The 22,529-nt window shown below is 42.3% G+C and carries 21 protein-coding genes; 18 read left to right on the top strand and 3 right to left on the bottom strand.

What is annotated here, in order from left to right:
* Nucleotides 1-104 precede the first annotated feature (104 nt).
* The 6 genes from miaB to C9J45_RS15705 all read left to right on the top strand — a co-directional run bounded on the left by miaB (nucleotide 105) and on the right by C9J45_RS15705 (nucleotide 6,602).
* Nucleotides 105-1,532: a tRNA (N6-isopentenyl adenosine(37)-C2)-methylthiotransferase MiaB gene (gene miaB / locus C9J45_RS15680; RefSeq protein WP_107247683.1), complete on the top strand. Its 1,428-nt coding sequence runs from the start codon at nucleotides 105-107 to the stop codon at nucleotides 1,530-1,532.
* 107 nt (nucleotides 1,533-1,639) lie between these two features.
* Complete coding sequence (locus tag C9J45_RS15685) at nucleotides 1,640-2,737, top strand: PhoH family protein (protein ID WP_107205377.1); 1,098 nt, start codon at nucleotides 1,640-1,642, stop codon at nucleotides 2,735-2,737.
* The gene (ybeY, locus tag C9J45_RS15690) at nucleotides 2,737-3,201 is read left to right on the top strand and encodes an rRNA maturation RNase YbeY (protein WP_107205376.1); all 465 of its coding nucleotides are present in this window, start codon (nucleotides 2,737-2,739) and stop codon (nucleotides 3,199-3,201) included. The genes C9J45_RS15685 and ybeY overlap by 1 nt, the downstream gene beginning before the upstream one ends.
* 87 nt (nucleotides 3,202-3,288) lie before the next feature.
* Nucleotides 3,289-4,161, top strand: coding sequence for a CNNM family magnesium/cobalt transport protein CorC (gene corC / locus C9J45_RS15695; RefSeq protein ID WP_107205375.1), 873 nt, complete (start codon nucleotides 3,289-3,291; stop codon nucleotides 4,159-4,161).
* Nucleotides 4,162-4,164: 3 nt separating this feature from the next.
* Nucleotides 4,165-5,718 (top strand): apolipoprotein N-acyltransferase, encoded by a 1,554-nt coding sequence (lnt, locus tag C9J45_RS15700; protein ID WP_107291343.1) that lies wholly within the window; start codon nucleotides 4,165-4,167, stop codon nucleotides 5,716-5,718.
* A 158-nt stretch (nucleotides 5,719-5,876) separates the two neighbouring features.
* Nucleotides 5,877-6,602: a YSC84-related protein gene (locus C9J45_RS15705; RefSeq protein ID WP_107205373.1), complete on the top strand. Its 726-nt coding sequence runs from the start codon at nucleotides 5,877-5,879 to the stop codon at nucleotides 6,600-6,602.
* Between the two features lie 87 nt (nucleotides 6,603-6,689).
* Here the strand turns inward: C9J45_RS15705 and C9J45_RS15710 are convergent, their stop codons facing one another.
* Nucleotides 6,690-7,172 (bottom strand): zinc ribbon-containing protein, encoded by a 483-nt coding sequence (locus C9J45_RS15710; RefSeq protein ID WP_107205372.1) that lies wholly within the window; start codon nucleotides 7,170-7,172, stop codon nucleotides 6,690-6,692.
* Between the two features lie 171 nt (nucleotides 7,173-7,343).
* On the opposite strand from C9J45_RS15710, the gene leuS reads away from it, so the two are divergent.
* The 12 genes from leuS (at nucleotide 7,344) to lipA (ending at nucleotide 20,447) form a co-directional block, all read left to right on the top strand.
* Nucleotides 7,344-9,917: a leucine--tRNA ligase gene (leuS, locus tag C9J45_RS15715; protein WP_107261817.1), complete on the top strand. Its 2,574-nt coding sequence runs from the start codon at nucleotides 7,344-7,346 to the stop codon at nucleotides 9,915-9,917.
* Nucleotides 9,918-10,055: 138 nt separating this feature from the next.
* The gene (gene lptE / locus C9J45_RS15720) at nucleotides 10,056-10,727 is read left to right on the top strand and encodes an LPS assembly lipoprotein LptE (RefSeq protein WP_105060815.1); all 672 of its coding nucleotides are present in this window, start codon (nucleotides 10,056-10,058) and stop codon (nucleotides 10,725-10,727) included.
* Nucleotides 10,724-11,749, top strand: coding sequence for a DNA polymerase III subunit delta (gene holA, locus C9J45_RS15725; protein ID WP_107205369.1), 1,026 nt, complete (start codon nucleotides 10,724-10,726; stop codon nucleotides 11,747-11,749). The genes lptE and holA overlap by 4 nt, the downstream gene beginning before the upstream one ends.
* Before the next feature lie 226 nt (nucleotides 11,750-11,975).
* The gene (gene rsfS, locus C9J45_RS15730) at nucleotides 11,976-12,293 is read left to right on the top strand and encodes a ribosome silencing factor (RefSeq protein WP_005363382.1); all 318 of its coding nucleotides are present in this window, start codon (nucleotides 11,976-11,978) and stop codon (nucleotides 12,291-12,293) included.
* Between the two features lie 7 nt (nucleotides 12,294-12,300).
* The gene (rlmH, locus tag C9J45_RS15735) at nucleotides 12,301-12,771 is read left to right on the top strand and encodes a 23S rRNA (pseudouridine(1915)-N(3))-methyltransferase RlmH (protein WP_005363385.1); all 471 of its coding nucleotides are present in this window, start codon (nucleotides 12,301-12,303) and stop codon (nucleotides 12,769-12,771) included.
* A 6-nt stretch (nucleotides 12,772-12,777) separates the two neighbouring features.
* The gene (mrdA, locus tag C9J45_RS15740) at nucleotides 12,778-14,739 is read left to right on the top strand and encodes a penicillin-binding protein 2 (protein ID WP_107205368.1); all 1,962 of its coding nucleotides are present in this window, start codon (nucleotides 12,778-12,780) and stop codon (nucleotides 14,737-14,739) included.
* Complete coding sequence (gene mrdB / locus C9J45_RS15745; protein ID WP_105060818.1) at nucleotides 14,739-15,860, top strand: peptidoglycan glycosyltransferase MrdB; 1,122 nt, start codon at nucleotides 14,739-14,741, stop codon at nucleotides 15,858-15,860. Before mrdA ends, mrdB begins: the two co-directional genes overlap by 1 nt.
* Nucleotides 15,861-16,739: a septal ring lytic transglycosylase RlpA family protein gene (locus C9J45_RS15750; RefSeq protein WP_107205367.1), complete on the top strand. Its 879-nt coding sequence runs from the start codon at nucleotides 15,861-15,863 to the stop codon at nucleotides 16,737-16,739.
* 239 nt (nucleotides 16,740-16,978) lie between these two features.
* Complete coding sequence (locus C9J45_RS15755) at nucleotides 16,979-18,154, top strand: serine hydrolase (protein ID WP_107205366.1); 1,176 nt, start codon at nucleotides 16,979-16,981, stop codon at nucleotides 18,152-18,154.
* 213 nt (nucleotides 18,155-18,367) lie between these two features.
* Nucleotides 18,368-18,643: a DUF493 family protein YbeD gene (gene ybeD / locus C9J45_RS15760; protein ID WP_105060821.1), complete on the top strand. Its 276-nt coding sequence runs from the start codon at nucleotides 18,368-18,370 to the stop codon at nucleotides 18,641-18,643.
* A 185-nt stretch (nucleotides 18,644-18,828) separates the two neighbouring features.
* Nucleotides 18,829-19,479 carry a lipoyl(octanoyl) transferase LipB gene (gene lipB, locus C9J45_RS15765; RefSeq protein WP_107205365.1) on the top strand — a complete coding sequence of 217 codons (651 nt, stop codon included), beginning with the start codon at nucleotides 18,829-18,831 and terminating at the stop codon, nucleotides 19,477-19,479.
* Nucleotides 19,476-20,447 carry a lipoyl synthase gene (gene lipA, locus C9J45_RS15770; RefSeq protein ID WP_107292748.1) on the top strand — a complete coding sequence of 324 codons (972 nt, stop codon included), beginning with the start codon at nucleotides 19,476-19,478 and terminating at the stop codon, nucleotides 20,445-20,447. The genes lipB and lipA overlap by 4 nt, the downstream gene beginning before the upstream one ends.
* 89 nt (nucleotides 20,448-20,536) lie before the next feature.
* Here the strand turns inward: lipA and bamC are convergent, their stop codons facing one another.
* Both bamC and dapA read right to left on the bottom strand, forming a co-directional pair.
* Entirely contained in the window at nucleotides 20,537-21,547 is a 1,011-nt protein-coding gene (gene bamC, locus C9J45_RS15775) for an outer membrane protein assembly factor BamC (RefSeq protein WP_107292749.1), read from the bottom strand.
* Between the two features lie 31 nt (nucleotides 21,548-21,578).
* Nucleotides 21,579-22,457 carry a 4-hydroxy-tetrahydrodipicolinate synthase gene (gene dapA, locus C9J45_RS15780; protein ID WP_107205917.1) on the bottom strand — a complete coding sequence of 293 codons (879 nt, stop codon included), beginning with the start codon at nucleotides 22,455-22,457 and terminating at the stop codon, nucleotides 21,579-21,581.
* Between the last annotated feature and the right edge of the window lie 72 nt (nucleotides 22,458-22,529).

Below are 22,529 nucleotides of genomic sequence, written 5' to 3' on the forward strand. Positions count from 1 at the left end.
AAAGCAGTACAATACGCGGCTTGCTACAGGCGATGACTATCATGTCCCCTGTCAGCCCGTAATCTGAATGTAATGAAATCAACACTACGAGCGAAGAGTTAGAGATGGCGAAGAAACTGCTGATCAAAACCTGGGGCTGCCAGATGAACGAATACGATTCATCAAAAATGGCAGATCTTCTTAATGCAGCTAATGGCTTTGAGTTAACCGATATCCCAGAAGAAGCAGATGTTGTGCTACTTAACACCTGCTCGATCCGTGAGAAGGCACAAGAGAAAGTTTTCCATCAGCTAGGGCGTTGGAAAAAATTAAAAGATAATAAGCCAGATCTTGTGATCGGTGTCGGTGGTTGTGTAGCCACGCAAGAAGGTGACTCGATTCGTAAACGTGCACCGTATGTTGACGTAATCTTTGGTCCGCAAACACTGCACCGTTTGCCAGAGATGATTAAGCGTTCACAATCAAATGAAAAAACCGTTATGGATATCTCCTTCCCTGAAGTTGAGAAATTCGATAGCTTGCCTGAGCCTCGTGCTGAAGGCGCAACAGCATTTGTATCTATTATGGAAGGTTGTTCTAAATACTGTACTTACTGCGTAGTACCTTATACTCGCGGTGAAGAAGTGAGCCGTCCACTAGATGATGTACTGTTTGAAATTGCACAACTTGCAGAACAAGGCGTTCGTGAAGTCAATCTACTTGGACAAAACGTAAATGCTTATCGTGGTCCAATGCACGATGGAGAACTAGCAAGCTTTGCCGAGTTACTGCGTTTAGTCGCTGCGATTGATGGTATTGACCGTATTCGTTACACAACTAGTCATCCTATTGAGTTTACTGATGACATTATTGATGTGTACAAAGATACACCAGAATTAGTGAACTACTTACACCTACCAGTACAAAGTGGTTCAGATCGTATTCTGACGATGATGAAACGCCCTCATACGGCAATAGAGTACAAATCTAAGATTCGTAAATTGCGTAAAGTTCGCCCAGATATCACAATGAGCTCAGACTTTATCGTCGCGTTCCCTGGTGAAACGGATCAAGATTTCGAAGATACGATGAAGTTAATTCGTGAAATCGACTTTGATATTAGTTACAGCTTTATCTTCTCTCCACGTCCAGGTACACCAGCAGCTGATTACCCTTGTGATTTGTCTGAAGAAGTGAAGAAAGAACGTTTATACGCACTACAGCAACAGCTAAACAGCCAAGCAATGCGACATGCGCGTCAAATGTTAGGTACAGAACAACGTATCCTTGTTGAAGGTCCTTCACGTAAAAACGTGATGGAACTGCGTGGCCGTACTGAAAACAACCGAATCGTAAACTTTGAAGGTTCTGCTGATTTAATTGGTCAATTCGTCGATGTGAAAATTGTTGATGTATTTACCAACTCCCTACGTGGCGAATTAGTACGTACTGAAGCAGAAATGGATCTACGTGTTGCAATGTCACCATCTGAAATGATGGCAAAAACACGTAAAGAAAATGAATTGGGTGTAGGCGTATTTACACCAGAGTAAACCGTTAGCTCTTGCTCTACATTGGTAGGCATGTACGTTTTACCTGAGTACGTCTCCTGCCCTGAACCTATGGCCGTCATCATGGCGGCCTTAATGAGAGGCAAACCTTGAGCAAAATAATTACTGTAGAATTTCAACTAGAGCCGGCTGATAACCAACGTTTATCTAGTCTTTGTGGCCCTTTCGACGATAATATCAAACAATTAGAACGTCGATTAGGGGTTGAAATTAATCACCGTAGCAATAACTTTAGCGTAGTTGGAAAAAACTATTCCGTAGAGGCTGCGACAAATATCATCAAAGATCTCTACGTTGATACGGCGCCAGTTCGTAACGTTATTCCTGATATCGAACCAGATCAAATCCACCTTGCGATCAAAGAATCTGGCATATTAGAGCAAACAACAGAATCTTCTATCCCATACGGTAAAGAAATTCACATCAAAACCAAAAAAGGTGTAATTAAACCGCGTACCCCTAACCAAGCGCAATATATTGCCAATATGGTGACGCATGATATAACCTTTGGTATTGGTCCAGCAGGTACAGGTAAAACCTACCTTGCCGTTGCCGCTGCCGTTGATGCATTAGAACGTCAAGAGATCCGACGTATTCTATTAACACGTCCAGCAGTAGAAGCTGGGGAAAAGTTAGGTTTCCTTCCTGGCGATCTAAGCCAAAAAGTCGACCCTTACTTACGTCCTCTCTATGATGCGCTATTTGAAATGTTAGGTTTCGAGCGTGTAGAAAAATTAATTGAACGAAATGTGATTGAAGTTGCCCCATTAGCATATATGCGTGGACGTACCCTTAATGATGCATTTATTATTCTAGATGAAAGCCAAAACACTACAGTGGAGCAGATGAAAATGTTCCTTACTCGTATTGGCTTTAATTCTCGTGCCGTGATCACAGGTGATGTGACGCAAATTGACCTACCTCGTGGTGCACGTTCAGGGCTACGTCATGCTATTGAAGTATTGTCTGAAGTTGATGAGATCAGCTTTAATTTCTTCTTAGCCGATGATGTCGTTCGACATCCTGTGGTAGCACGTATTGTTCAAGCTTACGAAGTATGGGAAAGCGAAGACCAAAAACAACGTAAGCTTGCAGAGCAACGCCGTCGAGCAGAGCAGGAAGCAAAAGAAGCGGCATTAGTTGCCGTCGCTACTGCGGCAAAGATAGAATCAGAAAAGAGTAATTAATGGCTATTTACCTCGATTTACAACACGCCACTGAGAGTCTGGACGGGTTACCGACAGAAGCGGAGTTTCAACAGTGGTTAAATGCAGCCGTTATCCCTTTTCAAGCTGATGCAGAAGTCACGATCCGTTTAGTTGATGAAAAAGAGAGCCATGCACTAAATCTCGAGTATCGTGGTAAAGATCGTCCAACAAATGTGTTATCTTTCCCATTTGAAGCGCCTCCTGGCATGGAATTGGAACTGCTTGGCGATTTAATTATTTGTCGTCAAGTTGTAGAAAAAGAAGCCGTTGAACAAAATAAGCCCCTAAAAGCACACTGGGCACATATGGTTGTACATGGCAGTCTCCATCTGCTAGGTTATGATCATATTGAAGATGAAGAAGCTGAAGAAATGGAAAATTTGGAAACAGAGATCATGCAAAACATGGGATTTGTTGACCCTTATATTTCTGAGAAGCTGTAATCATTTATATCGCGATTCATCCAACGATGAATCGCATTTCCGTGGCATCGTCCACTTAGCTGACAAGCTATTTGCTGAAAGTAAATAATGAACGAAGATAACTCTCCAACATCTGAAGGTCCGAGTAGAAAGTCCTTCTTTGAACGTATTGGCCAACTATTTCAAGGTGATCCACAAAACCGTGAAGAATTGGTTGAAGTTTTTCGAGATTCAGAAGAAAACGATCTAATCGACCATGACACTCGCGATATGCTTGAGGGTGTTATGGAAATTTCTGAAATGCGTGTTCGTGACATCATGATCCCACGTTCGCAAATGATCACGATTGAACGTTCTCAGAAGTTAGAAGATCTGATTGATTTAATTGTTGAAGCCCAACACTCTCGTTACCCTGTTATCAGTGATGATAAAGACCACGTAGAAGGTATCTTACTTGCTAAAGATCTCCTGCGTTATCTGCTTCCTGATAGCGAGCCTTTTGATATGGATAAAGTGCTGCGTCCCGCCGTTGTGGTGCCGGAAAGTAAGCGCGTTGACCGACTATTAAAAGAGTTCCGTGAAGAACGTTACCACATGGCTATTGTGGTTGATGAGTTTGGTGGTGTTTCAGGCGTTATCACCATTGAAGATATTCTTGAACAAATCGTTGGCGAAATTGAAGATGAATTCGATGACGAGGAAGAGCAAGATGTCCGTCAGTTAAGTAAACATACTTTTGCGGTAAAAGCACTGACAACCATTGAAGATTTCAATGAACTATTCCAAACCTCATTCTGTGATGAAGAAGTCGATACTGTCGGCGGACTTGTGATGATGAACTTTGGTCACCTACCAACACGTGGTGAAGTTGTTGAAGTTAATGGTTACTCGTTTAAAGTGACTTCTGCCGATAACCGTCGTGTTATCCAGTTACAAGTAACGGTACCTGACGAAGCATTTCAACCGACTATTACTTCTTAAAGAATGACAAAAAAATCATTATTATCGTGGGGACAGCTGCTTGCAGCTGTACCTGCGGGTGCAATTGCAACACTTTCTTTTGCACCTTATAACTACTGGCTTCTCGCGCCATTATCTCTCATCGCTTTTTTCTTTTTACTCCAACATAAAACAGCCAAACGTTCAGCCCTAATCGGTTTTCTTTACGGTTTAGGTATGTTTGGTACTGGCATCAGCTGGGTACACGTGAGTATAGATAACTTTGGTGGTATGCCAAAGATTGCAAGTGTATTCTTAATGACACTGCTGATCAGCTACTTAGCACTATACCCTGCGTTATATGGCTATCTCTACAATCGCTTTAATCGTACTCGCCCTTTCCACCAGCTACTGTTAACAGGCCCTGTGATCTGGTTAATTTTAGACTGGATACGTGGTTGGCTATTTACCGGCTTCCCATGGTTATGGATGGGTTATAGCCAAATTGATACTCCCTTGGCTGCTATTGCGCCAATCTTCGGCGTTGAAGGTATTACCCTTGCCTTAGTGCTTATTTCCGGTGCGATTGTTGCTGCGATAACCTACCGTAATTGGAAACCATTACTGATCCCTATTGTCATTATTGGTTTGTCTTTATGGGCAGGAAAAGCACAATGGGTGAAACCTGATCATAAACACAGCGTGTCTGTCGCTTTAATTCAAGGCAATATTCCTCAAGACCAAAAATGGCTACCGAGCCAACGTTGGCCAACCTTGATGAAATATATGGATCTCACCCGTGAAAACTGGGGATCCGACCTTATTATTTGGCCTGAAGCTGCAATCCCTGCACTCGAAGCACATATTCCTGTTTTTTTACAAGGCTTAGATAATGCAGCCCGTGCCCATAACAGTACAGTGATCACCGGTATTCTTGATCAAAAACCTGATGGTCAGTTCTTCAATAATATCTTAACTCTCGGTGTGGATGCTGATGGTCCGTATAACTACGACACAGCAACACGATACAGTAAGCATCACTTACTCCCATTTGGTGAGTTTGTGCCGTTTGGCAATTTATTGCGCCCTATTGCACCGTTGTTTAACTTGCCAATGTCATCATTTAGTCGTGGTGCTTATATACAACCGAATATTCAAGCCCATGGCTATTCAATAGCACCTGCATTATGTTATGAAGTGGCATTTAGTGAGCAAATGCGTGAGAACATAACCAAGCACACGGAAATGCTACTAACGCTTTCTAATGACGCATGGTTTGGTCACTCTATTGGTCCTTTCCAACATATGGAAATAGCCCAAATGCGCGCATTAGAATTGGGGAAACCACTCTTACGTGCAACTAATACAGGTATTACAGCGGTCGTTGATTATAAGGGGATGATCACTAAAAAATTACCTCAGTTTGTCACTGGAGTACTAAAAGCAACGGTGATCCCAACGATAGGTATGACACCTTATACTACCATGGGTAGTTGGCCTTTATATTTCTATAGCTTCTGGGCTTTCGCGTTATCTTGGATCCTTATCCGCCGTCAACGTGGACATTTCCGTGACACAAGGCAATTAGAAACAGAATAAGATACTCAAAAAGGTGAAGCTTTAAACTTCACCTTTTTTTTCAGCTCATGGTATGTTGAGTTGAATAACAAAATAAATATAGAAAGAACACTTAATAATGAGAACCTATGATTCGTAAGGCTTCCCTTGGTACTTACGCAACCCACAAGGATCGGATAATGAAAGCGATACATAAACTATTTGTAACCTTATGTGCCTGTGCCGTAATGCTGAGTTCAACGTCTGTGTTTGCACAAGATAGCGATACAAAAATCGCATTAGATCATTTTTACCAATCACCGCAAACACAACCTTTCTTTAACTCAGCCTATGGCTATGCGGTTTTTCCATCTGTCGGTAAAGGTGGCTTCTGGGTTGGTGGTGCTTATGGTAAGGGCGTTGTCTTTAAAGCGAATAAAGCCACTGGATTTGCAAAACTATTTCAAGTTTCTATTGGCTTACAATTCGGGGGGCAAGCTTACAGCGAGATTCTGTTTTTCCAAGACAAACGTGCTTATGACAATTTCGTCAGCGGCAGCTTTGAGCTAGATGCCCAAGCATCAGCAGTAGCCATAGATGAAGGCGCATCTGCAAAAGCGGGAACCGCGGGTGCCGGTGCTGGCTCTAATGGTAACTATGCAACAAAAAGTTACATCAATGGCGTAGCCATTTTCACCAAAACGAAAGGCGGTGCCATGGTTGAAGCATCACTGGCTGGACAAAAGTTCACTTTCGAGCCAATGACAGAAGCAACGCGAAAAGTAAAAGGTTACGATAACGATGTTCCCCAAGGGCTTCAGCAGCCAGCAAAACAGAAACAGCAAAAACCAGCAGCAACGTTAACTCAACCCCAAGATGATTCTGCTGTTGTGGTTGATACTATCGAGCGCCCTGACGATTTTTAACGCCTAAGCGTCATGACTTATTCTAAAATAAAAAACGCAGCCTATTCGCTGCGTTTTTATTTTTTGCATTAATCCCCTATACGAAGATTAAGGCTCTAAAGGCTGACGATTAAACTCTACGCAACCGCACTTAATGCATGGCTCAATACGAGTCACATGCGTAATGGTTTGTTGATGACCACATTTTTCACAAACTAAATGTCCAAGTCCAACCAGCTCACCTGCGCGATACACTCCTTTATGTTTAATATCATCCATCACCTCAATCCACTCTAATTGTGTTTTGTCTGTGATCTCAGCAAGGTGTCGCCATACTGTTTCACTTACTAACTTATAGAATGGACTTTCTTTAAACGGTTCAGGGCTATTTTTCACTTCATCACTGAATGTTTTTAAATCACTTTTTAAATATGCTTCGATCAGTGCAAGTTCATCTTTGGTCATATCGCTGGCGGCTTTACCATACAGTTCAGTCGTCTCAATAAACTTCTTAAGCTCGTGTGGGCTATTCTTTAATGTCTCTGTTACTTTTTCTAATAGTGCTTCGTAATGTGCTTTTTGCTGAGTCATGATGTTTCTCCTTAGCCTATATTGACTAAAAGCGTGCTGAAATACCGCCAAATAGAAGATTAAAGGTACCGAATTGCCTTCAGCTATTGTTGACACCTTTACCTTTGGTTATTCTATGTCGATTAATTTTAATGTGTTTATATTAAACTCACAAAATCCCGGATGTCATCGATGCAAGAACAATATCGTCCACAGGACATTGAACAAAAAGTTCAAGAACATTGGGACAACAAAAAAACATTTGTTGTTAGTGAAGACCCTAATAAAGAAAAATTCTATTGTCTGTCCATGTTCCCGTACCCTAGTGGTCGACTGCACATGGGTCACGTGCGTAACTACACTATCGGTGATGTTATCTCTCGCTACCAGCGCTTACAAGGTAAAAATGTAATGCAGCCAATCGGCTGGGATGCATTTGGTCTACCTGCTGAAAATGCGGCAGTAAAAAATAAGACAGCCCCTGCACCATGGACTTACGAAAACATTGAGTACATGAAAAACCAGCTTAAGCTATTAGGCTTTGGTTATGATTGGAACCGTGAATTCGCAACGTGTACGCCAGAGTACTACCGTTGGGAACAAGAGTTTTTCACTAAGCTTTACAATAAAGGCCTAGTTTATAAGAAGACTTCATCTGTTAACTGGTGTCCTAACGACCAAACTGTACTTGCTAACGAGCAGGTTGAAGATGGTTGTTGTTGGCGTTGTGATACACCTGTTGAGCAAAAAGAGATCCCACAATGGTTCATTAAGATCACTGAGTACGCGCAAGAGCTACTTGACGATCTTGACAACCTTGATGGCTGGCCTGAAATGGTTAAAACCATGCAGCGCAACTGGATTGGTCGCTCTGAAGGTGTTGAACTAACATTTAACGTTAAAGGTCAAGACGATCTAGAAGTTTATACTACCCGTCCTGATACCCTTATGGGGGTTACATTTGTCAGCATTGCTGCAGGCCACCCGCTTGCTGCAAAAGCGGCTGAAAATAACCCTGCGCTTGCCGATTTCATTCACGAATGCCGCAATAACAAAGTTGCAGAAGCCGATCTTGCAACGATGGAAAAGAAAGGCATGGATACAGGCTTAACAGCTATCCACCCACTAGATGGTCGTGAAGTACCAGTTTACGTTGCAAACTTTGTACTGATGGATTACGGCACAGGTGCGGTAATGGCAGTACCTGCGCATGATCAGCGTGACTTTGAATTTGCAACAAAATACAACATCGACATCATGGCGGTTATCAAGCCTGAAGATGGTAGCGATGCTGACATTTCTGAGGCGGCATACACAGAAAAAGGTGTACTGTTTAATTCAGGTGAATTCGATGGCCTTAACTTCCAACAAGCGTTCGATGCAATTGCAACGAAACTTGAAGCTGAAGGCAAAGGCAAAAAGACAGTTAACTTCCGTCTACGTGACTGGGGCGTTTCTCGTCAACGTTACTGGGGTGCGCCAATCCCAATGGTCACAACTGAAGATGGCGAAGTTCACCCAGTACCTGCAGATCAACTACCCGTGATCTTGCCTGAAGATGTGGTAATGGATGGCGTAACGAGTCCAATCAAAGCGGATAAAGAGTGGGCAAAAACTACCTTTAACGGTGAACCAGCACTTCGTGAAACAGATACATTCGATACTTTCATGGAATCGTCTTGGTACTACGCGCGTTACTGTTCGCCACAAGCTGACGATATTCTAGATCCAGAAAAAGCGAACTACTGGCTACCTGTTGATCAATACATCGGTGGTATTGAACACGCATGTATGCACCTACTGTACTCTCGCTTCTTCCACAAATTGCTACGTGATGCAGGCTACGTAACGTCTGACGAGCCATTCAAACAATTACTATGTCAAGGCATGGTACTGGCTGACGCATTCTTCTATACCACAGAGAAAGGCGGTAAAGAGTGGGTTGCACCAACAGATGTAACTGTTGAACGTGACGGTAAAGGTCGTATCACGTCTGCTGTTGACTCTCAAGGTCACAACGTTGAACACTCAGGCATGATCAAAATGTCTAAGTCTAAGAACAACGGTATCGACCCTCAAGAAATGGTAGATAAGTACGGTGCTGATACCGTTCGTCTATTCATGATGTTTGCATCACCTGCCGACATGACACTTGAATGGCAAGAATCAGGCGTTGAAGGCGCTAACCGTTTCCTTAAGCGTGTTTGGAAACTCGTACGTGAACATACAGCGAAAGGCGCAGCTGAAGCAGTTGATACAGCAGCACTAACTGCAGATCAAAAAGCACTTCGTCGTGATATTCACAAAACTATTGCAAAAGTAAGTGATGATATTGGTCGTCGTCAGACATTCAACACTGCAATTGCTGCTATCATGGAGCTGATGAATAAGCTGGCTAAAGCCTCTCAAGAATCAGTTCAAGATCGCGCAATTCTTGATGAAGCACTAAAAGCAATTGTTACTATGCTTTACCCTATCACGCCACATATCTGTTTCGAAATGTGGGCGGCACTGGGCGAAACTGATATTGATAATGCACTATGGCCACAAGCTGACGAAAAAGCATTAGTTGAAGATGAGAAGCTGATCATTGTTCAAGTTAACGGTAAGCTTCGTGCTAAGTTAACAGTTGCAGCAGATGCAACAAAAGAACAAGTTGAAGAACTTGGTCTAAACGATGAGAACGTCATTAAGTTCACTGATGGTTTAACGATCCGTAAAGTCATTTACGTACCGGGTAAACTGCTTAACATTGTTGCTAGCTAATTAGGTTATTTTCTCTGTTAGTGCATCTAGCAGAGCGAGTAACCTTAAGATCCCCGCTTCTGCGGGGATCTTTATAATAACCGTTCAATTTTATTTTGCGCCTAGCGCACCTTCTTTTACTTCAAGGAGCTGACTTTCGTGAAAAGTTTTTTCTCGGCCAACAGCCTAACTCGACTACTTATCATTACTCTTCTCGCGCTAACAACAGCTTCTTGTGGCTTCCACCTTCGCGGTAATTACATGCTTCCTGACGGTATTGCTAAACTATCATTAACCAGTTTTGACCCTTATGGTCAGCTAACCCGTATGGTTAGATACCAATTTAAACTCCATGGTATTAGCGAAGTTGCACCTGCGAAAAATGTGCCGAACCTAAATATAAACAGTGAGTCTCAAGGTGAGCGCACTTTATCGATTTATCAAAATAACGGTAAAGCGGAATACGATTTAACCTTAACAGTTAATTACTCAGTCACTATTCCTAATCAAGGTCAGCAAACGTATACCACCAAAGTGACTCGTACGTTCCTTGATAACCCATTAACAGCATTAGCAAAATCTGTTGAGCAAGATGAATTGGTTAACGTTATGCGTGAACAAGCCGCGCAACAAATTATGCGTAAATTAGCGCGTCTAACCGCTGTATTTAATAAGATTGAAGAAGATAAATTAGACTCTCAATTAAAAGAAATTCTTAACGAAGAAGATAAAAAAGAATCTTCAGATGAGACAGGTAAAACGATTATTACAACGTTACCTGCTAAGCAGTCAAATACAGTTATTGAGCATGATAGTCATAACGCGCAATGAGAGTTTATCCTGAACAACTGACGCAGCAACTCAATAAGGGCCTGCGTCAGGCTTACCTTTTATTTGGTAATGAGCCACTACTTAAACAAGAATGTGGTGACAATATTAAGCAACTTGCTCAACAGCAAGGCTTTCTTGAGCGCCACCGTTTTACCATTGATAACCAGTTAGATTGGAATCAAGTTCTCGATTGCTGCCAAGCAATGAGCTTATTCTCTGCCCAGCAAATCATTGAATTAGAATTTCCAGAAACAGGGCTTAATGCCAACCAAGCAAAAGCCTTGTTAGAGATTGTTGCACACTTAAACCCTGACATTCTTTTATTACTGACAGGCCCTTATTTAAATAAGAAGCAAGAAGCGACAAAGTGGTTTAAAGCACTTGATAGCTTAGGCTTATATGTGCCATGTAATACCCCCGACGCTAAACAAATGCCGCGCTTTATTCAAACCCGCTGTCGAATGCTCGGTTTAAAGCCAGATCATGAATCGGTACAAATGCTAGCGCAATGGCATGAAGGTAATTTACTGGCGTTAGCACAAAGCTTACATAAGCTGGTTTTACTTTATCCTGATGGTGAGCTAACCATTATTCGCCTACAAGAAGCATTAAGTCGCCATAATCACTATACCCCTTTCCAATTGGTTGATGCGGTATTAGCAGGACAGGCAAAACGCAGCCAACGCGTGCTTCGTCAATTGCAAGGTGAGGGAGTTGAAGCCACGATCTTATTACGTACCTTGCAACGAGAGTTAACCCAGCTCTATAAGATGCAAGAGATGGGGAAAAAAGGGACACCACTTAATATCATTTTTGAGCAATTTAGAGTGTGGCAAAACCGCCGTGAAATTTATATTGGTGCACTTCATCGCTTACCGTTGTCGCGTTTAGTAAAGATCATTCGGCAATTAACTCAACTTGAAATCCAGGTTAAAACTGATTACGACACCACACCATGGCCAGCCCTTAGTGCCCTGTGTGCTGAAATCTGCGGCTTAGAAACTCACTTACAACACACATAATTCTATATAAATACGGTCTTCAGTCATTGTTGACCGTTTTTTTTATAAAACTAACCTTAAGCGGTCGAAAAATCACCGTCTGAACCATGTCCTTTTATCGCTGTCAGATAAGAGCGTGGTATACTTCCGATCTTATTACGGTCGCAACCTTTTTACCTATCCTAGCCAGTAGTAAAATAGATCATAACGACTAAACATTTATTAAACGCTTATTGAGGGAATCCCTTTGCAAGTTCAAGAACTACACGATTTCATTGTTGATAAAATTGACGACATTAAAGCACAAGACATCGTAACAATTGATGTTCGTGGTAAATCAAGCATCACAGACGTAATGGTTATCTGTACTGGTACTTCAAACCGTCACGTGAGCTCTATTGCTGATCACGTAAACAAAGAATCAAAGTTAATTGACTTCCCTCCATTTGGTATTAGTGGCGAAGAAGAAGGCCAATGGGTGATCGTTGATATGGGTAACGTAATGCTACATATCATGCAAGAAGATGCTCGCCAAGTATACCAACTGGAGAAGCTTTGGAGCTAAGTGAGTCATGAAGCTTCAATTAATTGCTGTTGGCACAAAAATGCCTAAATGGGTTGAGGAAGGCTATAAAGAATATAGCCGCCGTTTCCCTAAAGATATGCCTCTGGAATTGATTGAGATCCCAGCAGGTAAGCGCGGAAAAAATGCAGACATTGCTCGTATCCTTCAAAAGGAAGGTGAAGCGATGTTAGCTGCCGTTGCTAAGGGTAACCGAATTGTTACTCTAGATATTCCTGGCAAACGCTGGGATACCGAGCAACTAGCAGGTCAGCTAGAAGTTTGGAAACTTGATGGTCGCGACGTCTCAATTTTAATTGGCGGACCTGAAGGCCTTTCACCAGCCTGTAAAGCAGCTGCAGAGCAAAGCTGGTCACTATCACCATTAACACTTCCGCACCCGTTAGTGCGTGTCGTTATGGCAGAAAGTTTATACCGTGCATGGAGCATCACGGCTAACCATCCGTACCACAGGGAATAACCATCGATGAGACAAAAGCGAACCCAGATCCGCGACCATCGCGCTGAGTCGGCGCTGTTTTTCCGCCGAGCTCTTGTCTCATTTATTGGAATTATCATTCTGGTCAGTGTCTTATTGTTCAATCTCTTTAATATTCAGGTTGAACAACACCAAGACTATAAGACCCGTTCTAATGACAATCGAATCAAAATTGTTCCTGTCGCACCTAATCGCGGTCTTATTTATGACCGCAACGGTGTGCTTCTGGCTGAAAATCGACCTATCTATAACCTTGAAGTCACCATTGAAAAAGTACCAGACATGGAACAAACCTATGCGGATTTAAAATCAGTATTAGGTCTAACCGATGAAGACATTGAGCAATTTAAAAAAGAGCGTCGCCGTACTCGCCGTTTTAAGTCTGTGCCGATCCTTGAGGGATTAAACGAGCAGCAAGTTGCTTTGTTTGCAGTTAACCAACATAAATTCCCAGGCGTGGAAGTTAAAGCCTATTTAAAACGTTACTATCCATATGGTGATTCGCTCACGCACGTCTTGGGTTATGTCGCGAAAATTAACGATCGTGACCTTAAAAAACTCGATAAAGCTGAGAAACTCAGTAACTACAAAGCCACACGCGATATCGGTAAATTGGGTATCGAACGTTATTATGAAGATCTCTTGCATGGAACTTCAGGCTACCAAGAAGTCGAAGTTAACAGCCGTGGACGTATTATTCGTACCCTTAAGTACGTGCCTCCTATCCCTGGCAAAGATATTGCGTTAAATATTGATCTTCAGCTTCAGCTTTATGTACAAGAACTACTGACTGAACGTAAGATCGATCCTAAAACGGGTGAAGAGATCATTAAACACAAGCGTGGCTCTGTCGTAGTGTTAGATCCAAAAGACGATGCTATTCTCGCCATGGTTTCTAGCCCAAGTTACGATCCCAATTTATTTGTTCGTGGGATTTCCAGTAAAAAATATCGCGAATTATTAAATAATCCTGATCGCCCATTAGTTAACCGTGTCACGCTTGGCATTTATCCACCAGCATCGACGGTAAAACCGTTAATTGCAGTCGCTGCATTAACAGAAGGTGTGATCACGCCAAAAACCACCCGTAACGATCCCGGTTGGTGGCAGATCCCTAACACGACTAGCCGTAAATTCCGTGACTGGCTACGTTGGGGACATGGACGCGTCAACATTTATAAAGCCATTGAAGAGTCAGTAGATACTTACTTTTACCAAGTCGCCTACGATATGGGGATCGATAGACTTTCAACCTGGATGAATAAATTTGGTTATGGCGTCTATACCGGTATCGATATTCACGAAGAAAGTAAGGCCAACATGCCAACACGTGAGTGGAAACAAGCACGCCATAAACGTCCTTGGTATCAAGGTGACACCATTCCTGTCGGAATTGGACAAGGCTATTGGACAGCAACACCATTACAAATAGCAAAAGCGACATCTGTACTGGTCAATAACGGTGTAGTTCATCGCCCTCATCTTCTAAAAGATGTTATTGACGAAGAAACAGTTAAACCAGCTGAATTTAAAGATTTCCCACCGATAACAGGCGTGACACCTGAAACATGGGAGATTGCTCGTGAAGGTATGCATCGTGTGCTTTATGGCAATCGTGGTACAGCACGTAAAGCATTTTATGATACGCCATATGAAGCGGGCGGAAAGTCAGGCTCAGCACAGGTATTCGGTTTGGCTGAAAACCAAAAATATAATGCTGATGAACTTGAAGAGCGTCTACGTGACCATGCGTTATTTACTGCATTTGCGCCATTTGATAAACCTGAAGTCGTCGTTGCTATGGTATTAGAAAATGCCGGTGGTGGCTCGAGTAATGGTGGGCCAATTGCACGTCAAATTTTTGATCATATGTTAATTAAACCAATCGCTGACAGCGATCTTAAATCAAAGCCTGAACTCACTGCAACACAACCAACAGAGGTACAATAATGAGTATTATGGCGGCAACCGGTACCAAGCGAACGTTAACTGATCGCTTACATATCGATATGCCACTATTACTAGGGATCCTTGCCTTAATGGGATTTGCCCTTATCATCATGTGGAGCGCAAGCGGACAAAACATTGCTATGATGGAACGCCAGGCAATGCGCATGCTGATGTCACTAGGGATCATGGTTTTACTCGCGCAAATTGCACCACGCCATTACGAAGCATGGGCACCTTACCTCTTTGGTATTGGCTTACTGCTGTTATTCAGTGTATTAGCTTTTGGTGAAGTATCAAAAGGTGCTCAACGTTGGTTAAATTTAGGTTTTGTTCGCTTTCAGCCATCAGAACTATTAAAACTCGCTGTACCTTTGATGGTGGCAAGATTCATTGGTAATCGTCCCTTACCGCCATCGATGCGTAATATCTTTGTTGCCTTAGTATTAATCTTCACACCGACCATCTTAATTGCTAAACAACCCGACCTTGGAACCTCCATTTTGGTGGCTGCATCAGGTATCTTTGTTCTGTTTCTGTCAGGAATGAGCTGGAGACTGATTATCGGGGCGTTAGTATTACTCGGTGCGTTTATTCCTGTGTTATGGTTCTTCCTTATGCACGACTACCAGCGAACACGAGTGTTGACTTTGTTTAATCCAGAGTCTGATCCGCTTGGTGCAGGATATCATATTATCCAATCCAAAATCGCGATTGGCTCTGGTGGAATAAGCGGTAAGGGTTGGCTCCATGGTACTCAATCACAGCTTGAATTTGTTCCAGAGCGACATACCGACTTCATTTTTGCTGTAATTGCAGAGGAATGGGGATTAACCGGTGTGATTGGTTTACTAACAATGTACCTGTTCATATTAGGACGAGGTTTATGGTTAGCCAGCCAAGCACAAACTGCATTTGGGCGTATGATGGCTGGTAGTATTGTATTAAGTTTCTTTGTTTATGTTTTTGTAAATATCGGCATGGTAAGTGGCATTCTGCCTGTGGTGGGTGTTCCACTTCCTTTGGTGAGCTACGGCGGCACATCCATGATGACCCTACTAGCTGGCTTCGGTATTTTGATGTCTATCCACACTCACAGAAAAATGTTGTCTAAGGCGACCTAAATGCGTTCACTTTTTTTATTGTTCTTTGTTCTACTTGCAGGATGTAGCTCCGCGCCAGATAAACCTCAACAGGCAGAGACAAAAGCAGATCAAGCCACACCCGGTTTACTGTTTAAACCCAATACTCCAACCAATGATGATCCCAACGCGGGCCGTTATTCATTAAAAGATGACCGTGCACCAAAGGTTGTACCTGATTTTAGTAAAGTGCCGCCAGTGGTACCGCATTATGAACCTTATAGCCGTGGTGGTAATAAAGACTACACATTACGTGGTAAACGCTACCATATTATAAAAAACACCAAAGGTTACACCGAGACAGGCTACGCTTCTTGGTACGGTGAAAAGTTCCACGGACACAAAACCTCTAATGGTGAAACGTACAATATGTTTGCTATGACAGCGGCACATAAAACCTTACCGCTTCCGAGTTTTGTACGCGTAACCAATACCCTTAATGGTAAATCGACCATCGTTCGAGTGAACGACCGTGGTCCATTCCATGACGGTCGTATCATCGATTTAAGCATGGCAGCTGCCGCAAAAATTGGCGTCATTAGTCTTGGCACAGCCCCAGTTAAGATAGAAGTGATAAATGTACCCAAGCCGACAAATAAAAGTACGATGAAGAACTCTCCAATTCCTCATCACTATTTTGTCCAATTAGCGGCGGTAAATAGCTTAGCAAAAGCCGAAGAGATGAAAAAAGAGCTAAAGCGTAACTTCAATACCGATATTGATATCGAAAAAATTGAGAGTCGTGCGGTATATCGTGTGCGCTTAGGCCCCTATATGGATCACCGAGATGCTGAAATACAACTTAGCAAAGTAAAATCTCATCACTATCCAAAAGCATTTATAACCACTGTTAATAGATAATGGGAACCTAATCGACATTTAGGACTCATAACATCGGCTTGTATGTTTACTCGTTTAACGTAATGAACATACAAGCTTTATTTTGTTCACAACAATGAGGTAATCACCAATCTTTGCGCACATTACGTCCGCTTAATGTCAATAATTGGGATTCTCCCCCCATTCAACTGATAGGTAAGGCGTTATCTGCTATAGTGAGCGTCATTTCTTGTCTTAGATAAACTAAAGTTATAATAATCATGAAGAAAACAGCTGCGCTTTTCCGTTCTGTCGCCATCTCAGCCACTTTGCTGGCTTCAGCTACTGTTGCTGCATCACCAGCAGTCGTACCTGAAGCTCCACAAATTGCGGCAAAAGGCTATATCCTCGTCGACTATAACTCAGGTAAAATCCTTGCCGGTCATAATGAATATGAAAAATTAGCGCCTGCTAGTTTGACAAAAATGATGACCAGTTACGTTATCGGTCAAGAAATTAAAAACGGTAACATCTCACCAGATGACACTGTTGTTATCAGTAAAAATGCATGGGCGAAAAATTTCCCAGGCTCATCCAAAATGTTCCTTGAGGTCGGTAAAAGCGTAAAAGTTTCTGACTTAAACCGCGGTATTATCGTAGATTCTGGTAACGATGCCTGTGTCGCAATGGCTGAGCACGTTGCTGGCTCTCAAGAGTCTTTTGTTGATTTAATGAATGGCTGGGCTAAAAATCTTGGCATGAAATCAACACACTTTGCAAATGTTCATGGCCTAGATCGCCCAGATCTATACACAACACCTTACGATCTTTCAATTCTAGCGCGCTCACTCATCCGTGACTTGCCTAATGAATTTAAAATCTACTCAGAAAAATCATTTACTTACAACGGCATCACCCAATACAACCGTAATGGTCTACTTTGGGATAAAAGCATGCACGTTGACGGTCTAAAAACAGGCCATACAGATAACGCAGGTTACAGCCTCGTAAGTACTGCCACAGAAGGCAATATGCGCCTGATCTCTGTTGTGATGGGCACTGCAAGTAAAAACGCTCGCCTTGCTGAGAGCAAAAAGCTACTGAACTTTGGTTTCCGTTTCTACGAAACACTTTCACCAAACAAAAAAGATCAAACCATTGAAACTGAAAAAGTTTGGATGGGTGACACTGACACAGTAAACCTAGGTGTGGCTGAAAACACCTACGTAACATTACCTCGTAGCCAAGCTAAAGATCTGAAAGCTAGCTTTGTGCTAACTAAAGAGCTAAAGGCGCCAATCACCAAAGGTGAAGTCGTCGGTAAATTAACTTACCGTGTTGGCGATCAAGACGTTGCTGAATACCCTCTTGTGGCATTAAACGATGTAAAAGAAGGTAGCCTATTTAGCCGTATGGTCGACTACGTAATGATGCTAGTACAAAGTTGGTTTAAGTAATTTAAACCATCGACTTCATCAACGACTAAGGGGCAACTTCGGTTGCCTCTTTGTTTTCATTACTGAATACAAACATTACCTCCTATATTCCCTATCCTCTTCATCCTTCCCTTGTTTTACAATCACTGACACATTAAGATGCCTGCAATACACTACTATTAACCATAATAGTAATGATGAAAGACACATTGAAAGCGAACTTTGGAGTTCTATATGCAAGAACAAGAGCAACCAAAACTAAAAGATCTACTGGAATTCCCTTGTATCTTTACTTTTAAAGTAATGGGCGAAAACAAGCCAGAATTGCCAGATCGTGTGGTTGAAGTTATTCAGAGTATTATCCCTGGTGATTACACTCCAACAACAAAACCAAGTAGCAAAGGAACATACACTGCAGTTTCTGTTGCTGTAAACGCGACCAATGTTGAACAAATTGAAACCTTATACAAAGAGTTAGGTTCAATTGATATTGTTCGTGTAGTGTTATAAGCACTATTTTTCAGGCGGTTATAATACCGCCTGTCTTCTATTCTCTTTACCTTTCTTATAATCCTCATTTATTATCCATAACTCCTTCATCAGTCGTTAACATTACATCCACAACAAGTTTAGGTATAATGCCCTGACCTGGCCTTCTTTATGATTGGCATCTTAATTATTATCTGGGTAGTACATTGCAAACAGCTCTTATTATTAAAAACCTTGGCCGTTGCGATTACCAAGCGACGTACGATGCCATGCATGAGTTCACCAATAATCGAACTGAAGACTCCGCAGATGAAATCTGGCTGGTCGAACATTCACCTGTTTTCACTCAAGGACAGGCAGGCAAAGTCGAACACTTGCTCAACACAGGCGATATCCCTGTTGTTCAAAGTGACCGTGGCGGTCAAGTAACCTATCATGGTCCTGGACAACAAGTGGCTTATATCTTGATCGACTTGCGCCGTAAAAAATTAGGTGTACGTGAATTAGTTACGCACATCGAAAATACAGTAATCAATACTTTATCCCGCTTTGGGATTAGCTCTAACGCTCGCCCTGATGCGCCTGGTGTGTATGTGAATAACCAAAAGATATGCTCATTAGGATTACGGATCAGACGTGGGTGCTCTTTTCACGGTCTGGCACTCAATATAAATATGGATCTGGCGCCTTTTCTTCGTATTAATCCTTGCGGTTATGCTGGAATGGAAATGACACAAACAGCGTCATTAAATGGCCCAACTGAACTGACGGAAGTTCAGCCTGTACTCGTTGAAGAATTAACTAAATTACTCGATTATCCGAAAATCGAGTGGATGACGGAAAGCAATCAACCATGAGTAAACCAATTAAAATTGAACAAGGCGTCAAATATCGCGATGCCGATAAAATGGCATTGATCCCAGTTCGTAACGTTGCGAATGAAGATGCGCCAAAAGAAGTATTACGTAAACCTGAATGGATGAAAATCAAGCTACCGTCTGATAGTAAGCGTATTCAGGAAATCAAATCTGCCCTACGTAAAAATAAACTTCACTCAGTTTGTGAAGAGGCTTCTTGCCCGAATTTAGCCGAATGTTTTAACCACGGTACAGCCACCTTTATGATCTTAGGTGCCATTTGTACCCGTCGTTGCCCATTCTGTGATGTTGCTCATGGTCGTCCTCTACCACCGAATGCTGAAGAGCCTGCGCATTTAGCACAGACAATCGCAGATATGAAGCTACGTTATGTGGTTGTCACCTCTGTTGACCGTGACGATCTACGTGATGGTGGCGCACAACATTTCGTTGACTGTATTACTGAGATTAGAGCCAAAAACCCAAGCATTCATATTGAAACATTAGTGCCTGATTTCCGTGGCCGTATGGACCGTGCACTAGAAATCTTCCGTGATACTGCACCTAATGTTTTTAACCACAACTTAGAAACTGCACCACGCCTGTACCGTAAAGCTCGCCCAGGTGCTAACTACCAGTGGTCACTGGATTTATTGAAAAAATTCAAAGAGCTTCATCCAGATGTACCGACTAAATCGGGTGTAATGATGGGCTTAGGTGAAACCAAAGAAGAAATCATTCAAGTATTAAAAGATCTTCGTGCTCATGGCGTTACCATGCTGACACTGGGCCAATATTTAGCACCAAGTCGTCACCACTTACCGGTTGAGCGTTATGTTCCGCCAGAAGAGTTTGATGAACTTAAAGAAATCGCTCTCGATCTTGGCTTTACGCACGCGGCATGTGGGCCATTTGTGCGATCGTCGTACCACGCCGATCTACAAGCACAAGGTGTAGAGATTAAATAATATCTCGACATTTTTGGCAGTAAGCTAAAAATTAAATATAAAAAAACCGCTTTAACTAAAGCGGTTTTTTTTATGACAGAAATAACGAATTATTTCTGGAAACTTGCAGCAAAAGCGGGAGCCGCTGATTCTAAAATTTCACCGGTCACTGGCTTACCATCATTGTCAGTAATATTAATTGACGTACGATTACCAAGATCACCAACTAAAATACGGTACGTATCATCCGTTAATTTCATTGGTTTAGTCCCTAATTTTTGCCAGAACTCATCATTAGGCTCACGGTACTTAACATCAATCAAACCTTGTGAACGGTTACGATCTTCAACAGTAAAGCCAAGTTTTTCTAACGCTTTCGGTAAACGTTCCCACATATCATTATAAGAAGCACGAGCAATAAGCACAGGGAAACCGCTGCGATCCATTCCCATTGAAATAGGGATATTTTTCAGCTGCTCAGCCGCTGCTAAACGTGCTTGCTCACGAATAGTCTCATCGTATTTCGACATCACCAAGTTAGTCATCAAAATGCTGTAACGACGTTTATTATTCGCAGTAACAGGCATCGTTTTACCATCTTCACGCCAATCCGTTAAGATAATGCGGTAACTATTCGTCGCTGGTGATTTCTCAATACTATAGCGACTGCTCACTTCATGATCTTCATCTTCATTTGTCCAGCTTACCCAATCAGTATCAATACGATCAGCGCTTTGCTTTGCAATTCCAATGTTATTTTTACTGATCAAATTTTGGGTAACTTGCCATAGTTTGGTTAAATCAGAAGTTCGAGGAAGTTGAACTGTTACACCATCTTGGTCCACGTTAGAGCGCATACCAGGGATCAGATTAAGAACCTGTTGCGGTGGGCGAATATCAACGCTAGCACCAACATCACCAGCAAATGCCTTACTCGGAATCGCGTAACTGGCATTACTAAAAGGCATAGCCCCTGACGGCAACGTCCATGATTCTAAGGGGTGAGTATCAAGATAGTTAAAATCTTGATTAGCTTGACGACGAGCCTCTGGCCCACCGGAACAAGCAGACAAACTGGTTACCACGAATGCAGCTAGTGCTAGTCGATATTTATAATTCATTTATGCTCCTGCGCTCCTACGCTTGTGCAACTTAAAGCACACCGGCATCCAAAAGAGCCTGTTTAACAACCGGTTGCTGTGACTCGCTTAATACAGTTAGCGGAAGTCGTAATTCACCATTATCAATCAAACCTAACTGATGAGCGGCCCATTTCACTGGAATAGGGTTAGCTTCAACAAACAGATGACTGTGTAATGGCATTAAACGCTGATTAATTTCTCGTGCAGCGTCAATTTGGCCACTTAATGCGAGTGTAAACATTTGAGCCATATCTGCAGCGGCAATATTTGCCGTAACAGAAATAACACCGTGACCACCTTCAGCGACAAAATCTACGGCTGTAGCGTCATCACCGCTTAATTGGATGAAATCTTCGCCACAAAGTTCCCGTGTTTTTTTCACACGAGATAAATCAGCTGTCGCATCTTTAATACCAATAATATTATCAATTTTAGCTAAACGTGCGACAGTTTCAGGTAATAAGTCTACCGCAGTTCGTCCTGGTACATTGTAAAGAATTTGCGGAATATCTGTTGCTTCAGCAATAGCTTTATAATGTTGGAATAAACCTTCTTGGGTTGGTTTATTATAGTACGGTGTCACACTTAAACATGCTGCTACACCCGTGCCAGAAAAAAGCTTGGTAATAGTGATGGCTTCATGCGTCGCATTTGCGCCTGTACCTGCAATAACAGGAACTCGTCCATCAACATATTCCAATGTTTTTAAAACAACCTTGATATGCTCATCAACGGTAAGTGTTGCAGACTCTCCCGTGGTACCCACGGCAATAATCGCATTTGTTCCTGCGTTAATATGATAATCCACCAGCGTTTTCAAACCGACGTAATCTACTTCGCCTGCTGAATCTAGTGGAGTTAATAGCGCAACCATGCTTCCTTTAAACATGTCCATCCCCCTCTTCTTATATATCCAAACGGCTTTCTCACCATTACCTTATGGGGCTGTATGCTAAAACCG

Origin of the sequence: Photobacterium sp. GB-1 (assembly GCF_003026165.1) — a bacterium.
GTDB lineage: Bacteria > Pseudomonadota > Gammaproteobacteria > Enterobacterales > Vibrionaceae > Photobacterium.

Excerpts from the sequence above, each read along its gene's own strand:
- miaB (WP_107247683.1), top strand. The coding sequence starts at position 105 with ATGGCGAAGAAACTGCTGATCAAAACCTGGGGCTGCCAGATGAACGAA.
- ybeY (WP_107205376.1), top strand. The coding sequence starts at position 2,737 with ATGGCTATTTACCTCGATTTACAACACGCCACTGAGAGTCTGGACGGG.
- corC (WP_107205375.1), top strand. The coding sequence starts at position 3,289 with ATGAACGAAGATAACTCTCCAACATCTGAAGGTCCGAGTAGAAAGTCC.
- lnt (WP_107291343.1), top strand. The coding sequence starts at position 4,165 with ATGACAAAAAAATCATTATTATCGTGGGGACAGCTGCTTGCAGCTGTA.
- C9J45_RS15705 (WP_107205373.1), top strand. The coding sequence starts at position 5,877 with ATGAAAGCGATACATAAACTATTTGTAACCTTATGTGCCTGTGCCGTA.
- C9J45_RS15710 (WP_107205372.1), bottom strand. The coding sequence starts at position 7,172 with ATGACTCAGCAAAAAGCACATTACGAAGCACTATTAGAAAAAGTAACA.
- leuS (WP_107261817.1), top strand. The coding sequence starts at position 7,344 with ATGCAAGAACAATATCGTCCACAGGACATTGAACAAAAAGTTCAAGAA.
- holA (WP_107205369.1), top strand. The coding sequence starts at position 10,724 with ATGAGAGTTTATCCTGAACAACTGACGCAGCAACTCAATAAGGGCCTG.
- rlmH (WP_005363385.1), top strand. The coding sequence starts at position 12,301 with ATGAAGCTTCAATTAATTGCTGTTGGCACAAAAATGCCTAAATGGGTT.
- mrdA (WP_107205368.1), top strand. The coding sequence starts at position 12,778 with ATGAGACAAAAGCGAACCCAGATCCGCGACCATCGCGCTGAGTCGGCG.
- mrdB (WP_105060818.1), top strand. The coding sequence starts at position 14,739 with ATGAGTATTATGGCGGCAACCGGTACCAAGCGAACGTTAACTGATCGC.
- C9J45_RS15750 (WP_107205367.1), top strand. The coding sequence starts at position 15,861 with ATGCGTTCACTTTTTTTATTGTTCTTTGTTCTACTTGCAGGATGTAGC.
- C9J45_RS15755 (WP_107205366.1), top strand. The coding sequence starts at position 16,979 with ATGAAGAAAACAGCTGCGCTTTTCCGTTCTGTCGCCATCTCAGCCACT.
- ybeD (WP_105060821.1), top strand. The coding sequence starts at position 18,368 with ATGCAAGAACAAGAGCAACCAAAACTAAAAGATCTACTGGAATTCCCT.
- lipA (WP_107292748.1), top strand. The coding sequence starts at position 19,476 with ATGAGTAAACCAATTAAAATTGAACAAGGCGTCAAATATCGCGATGCC.
- bamC (WP_107292749.1), bottom strand. The coding sequence starts at position 21,547 with ATGAATTATAAATATCGACTAGCACTAGCTGCATTCGTGGTAACCAGT.
- dapA (WP_107205917.1), bottom strand. The coding sequence starts at position 22,457 with ATGTTTAAAGGAAGCATGGTTGCGCTATTAACTCCACTAGATTCAGCA.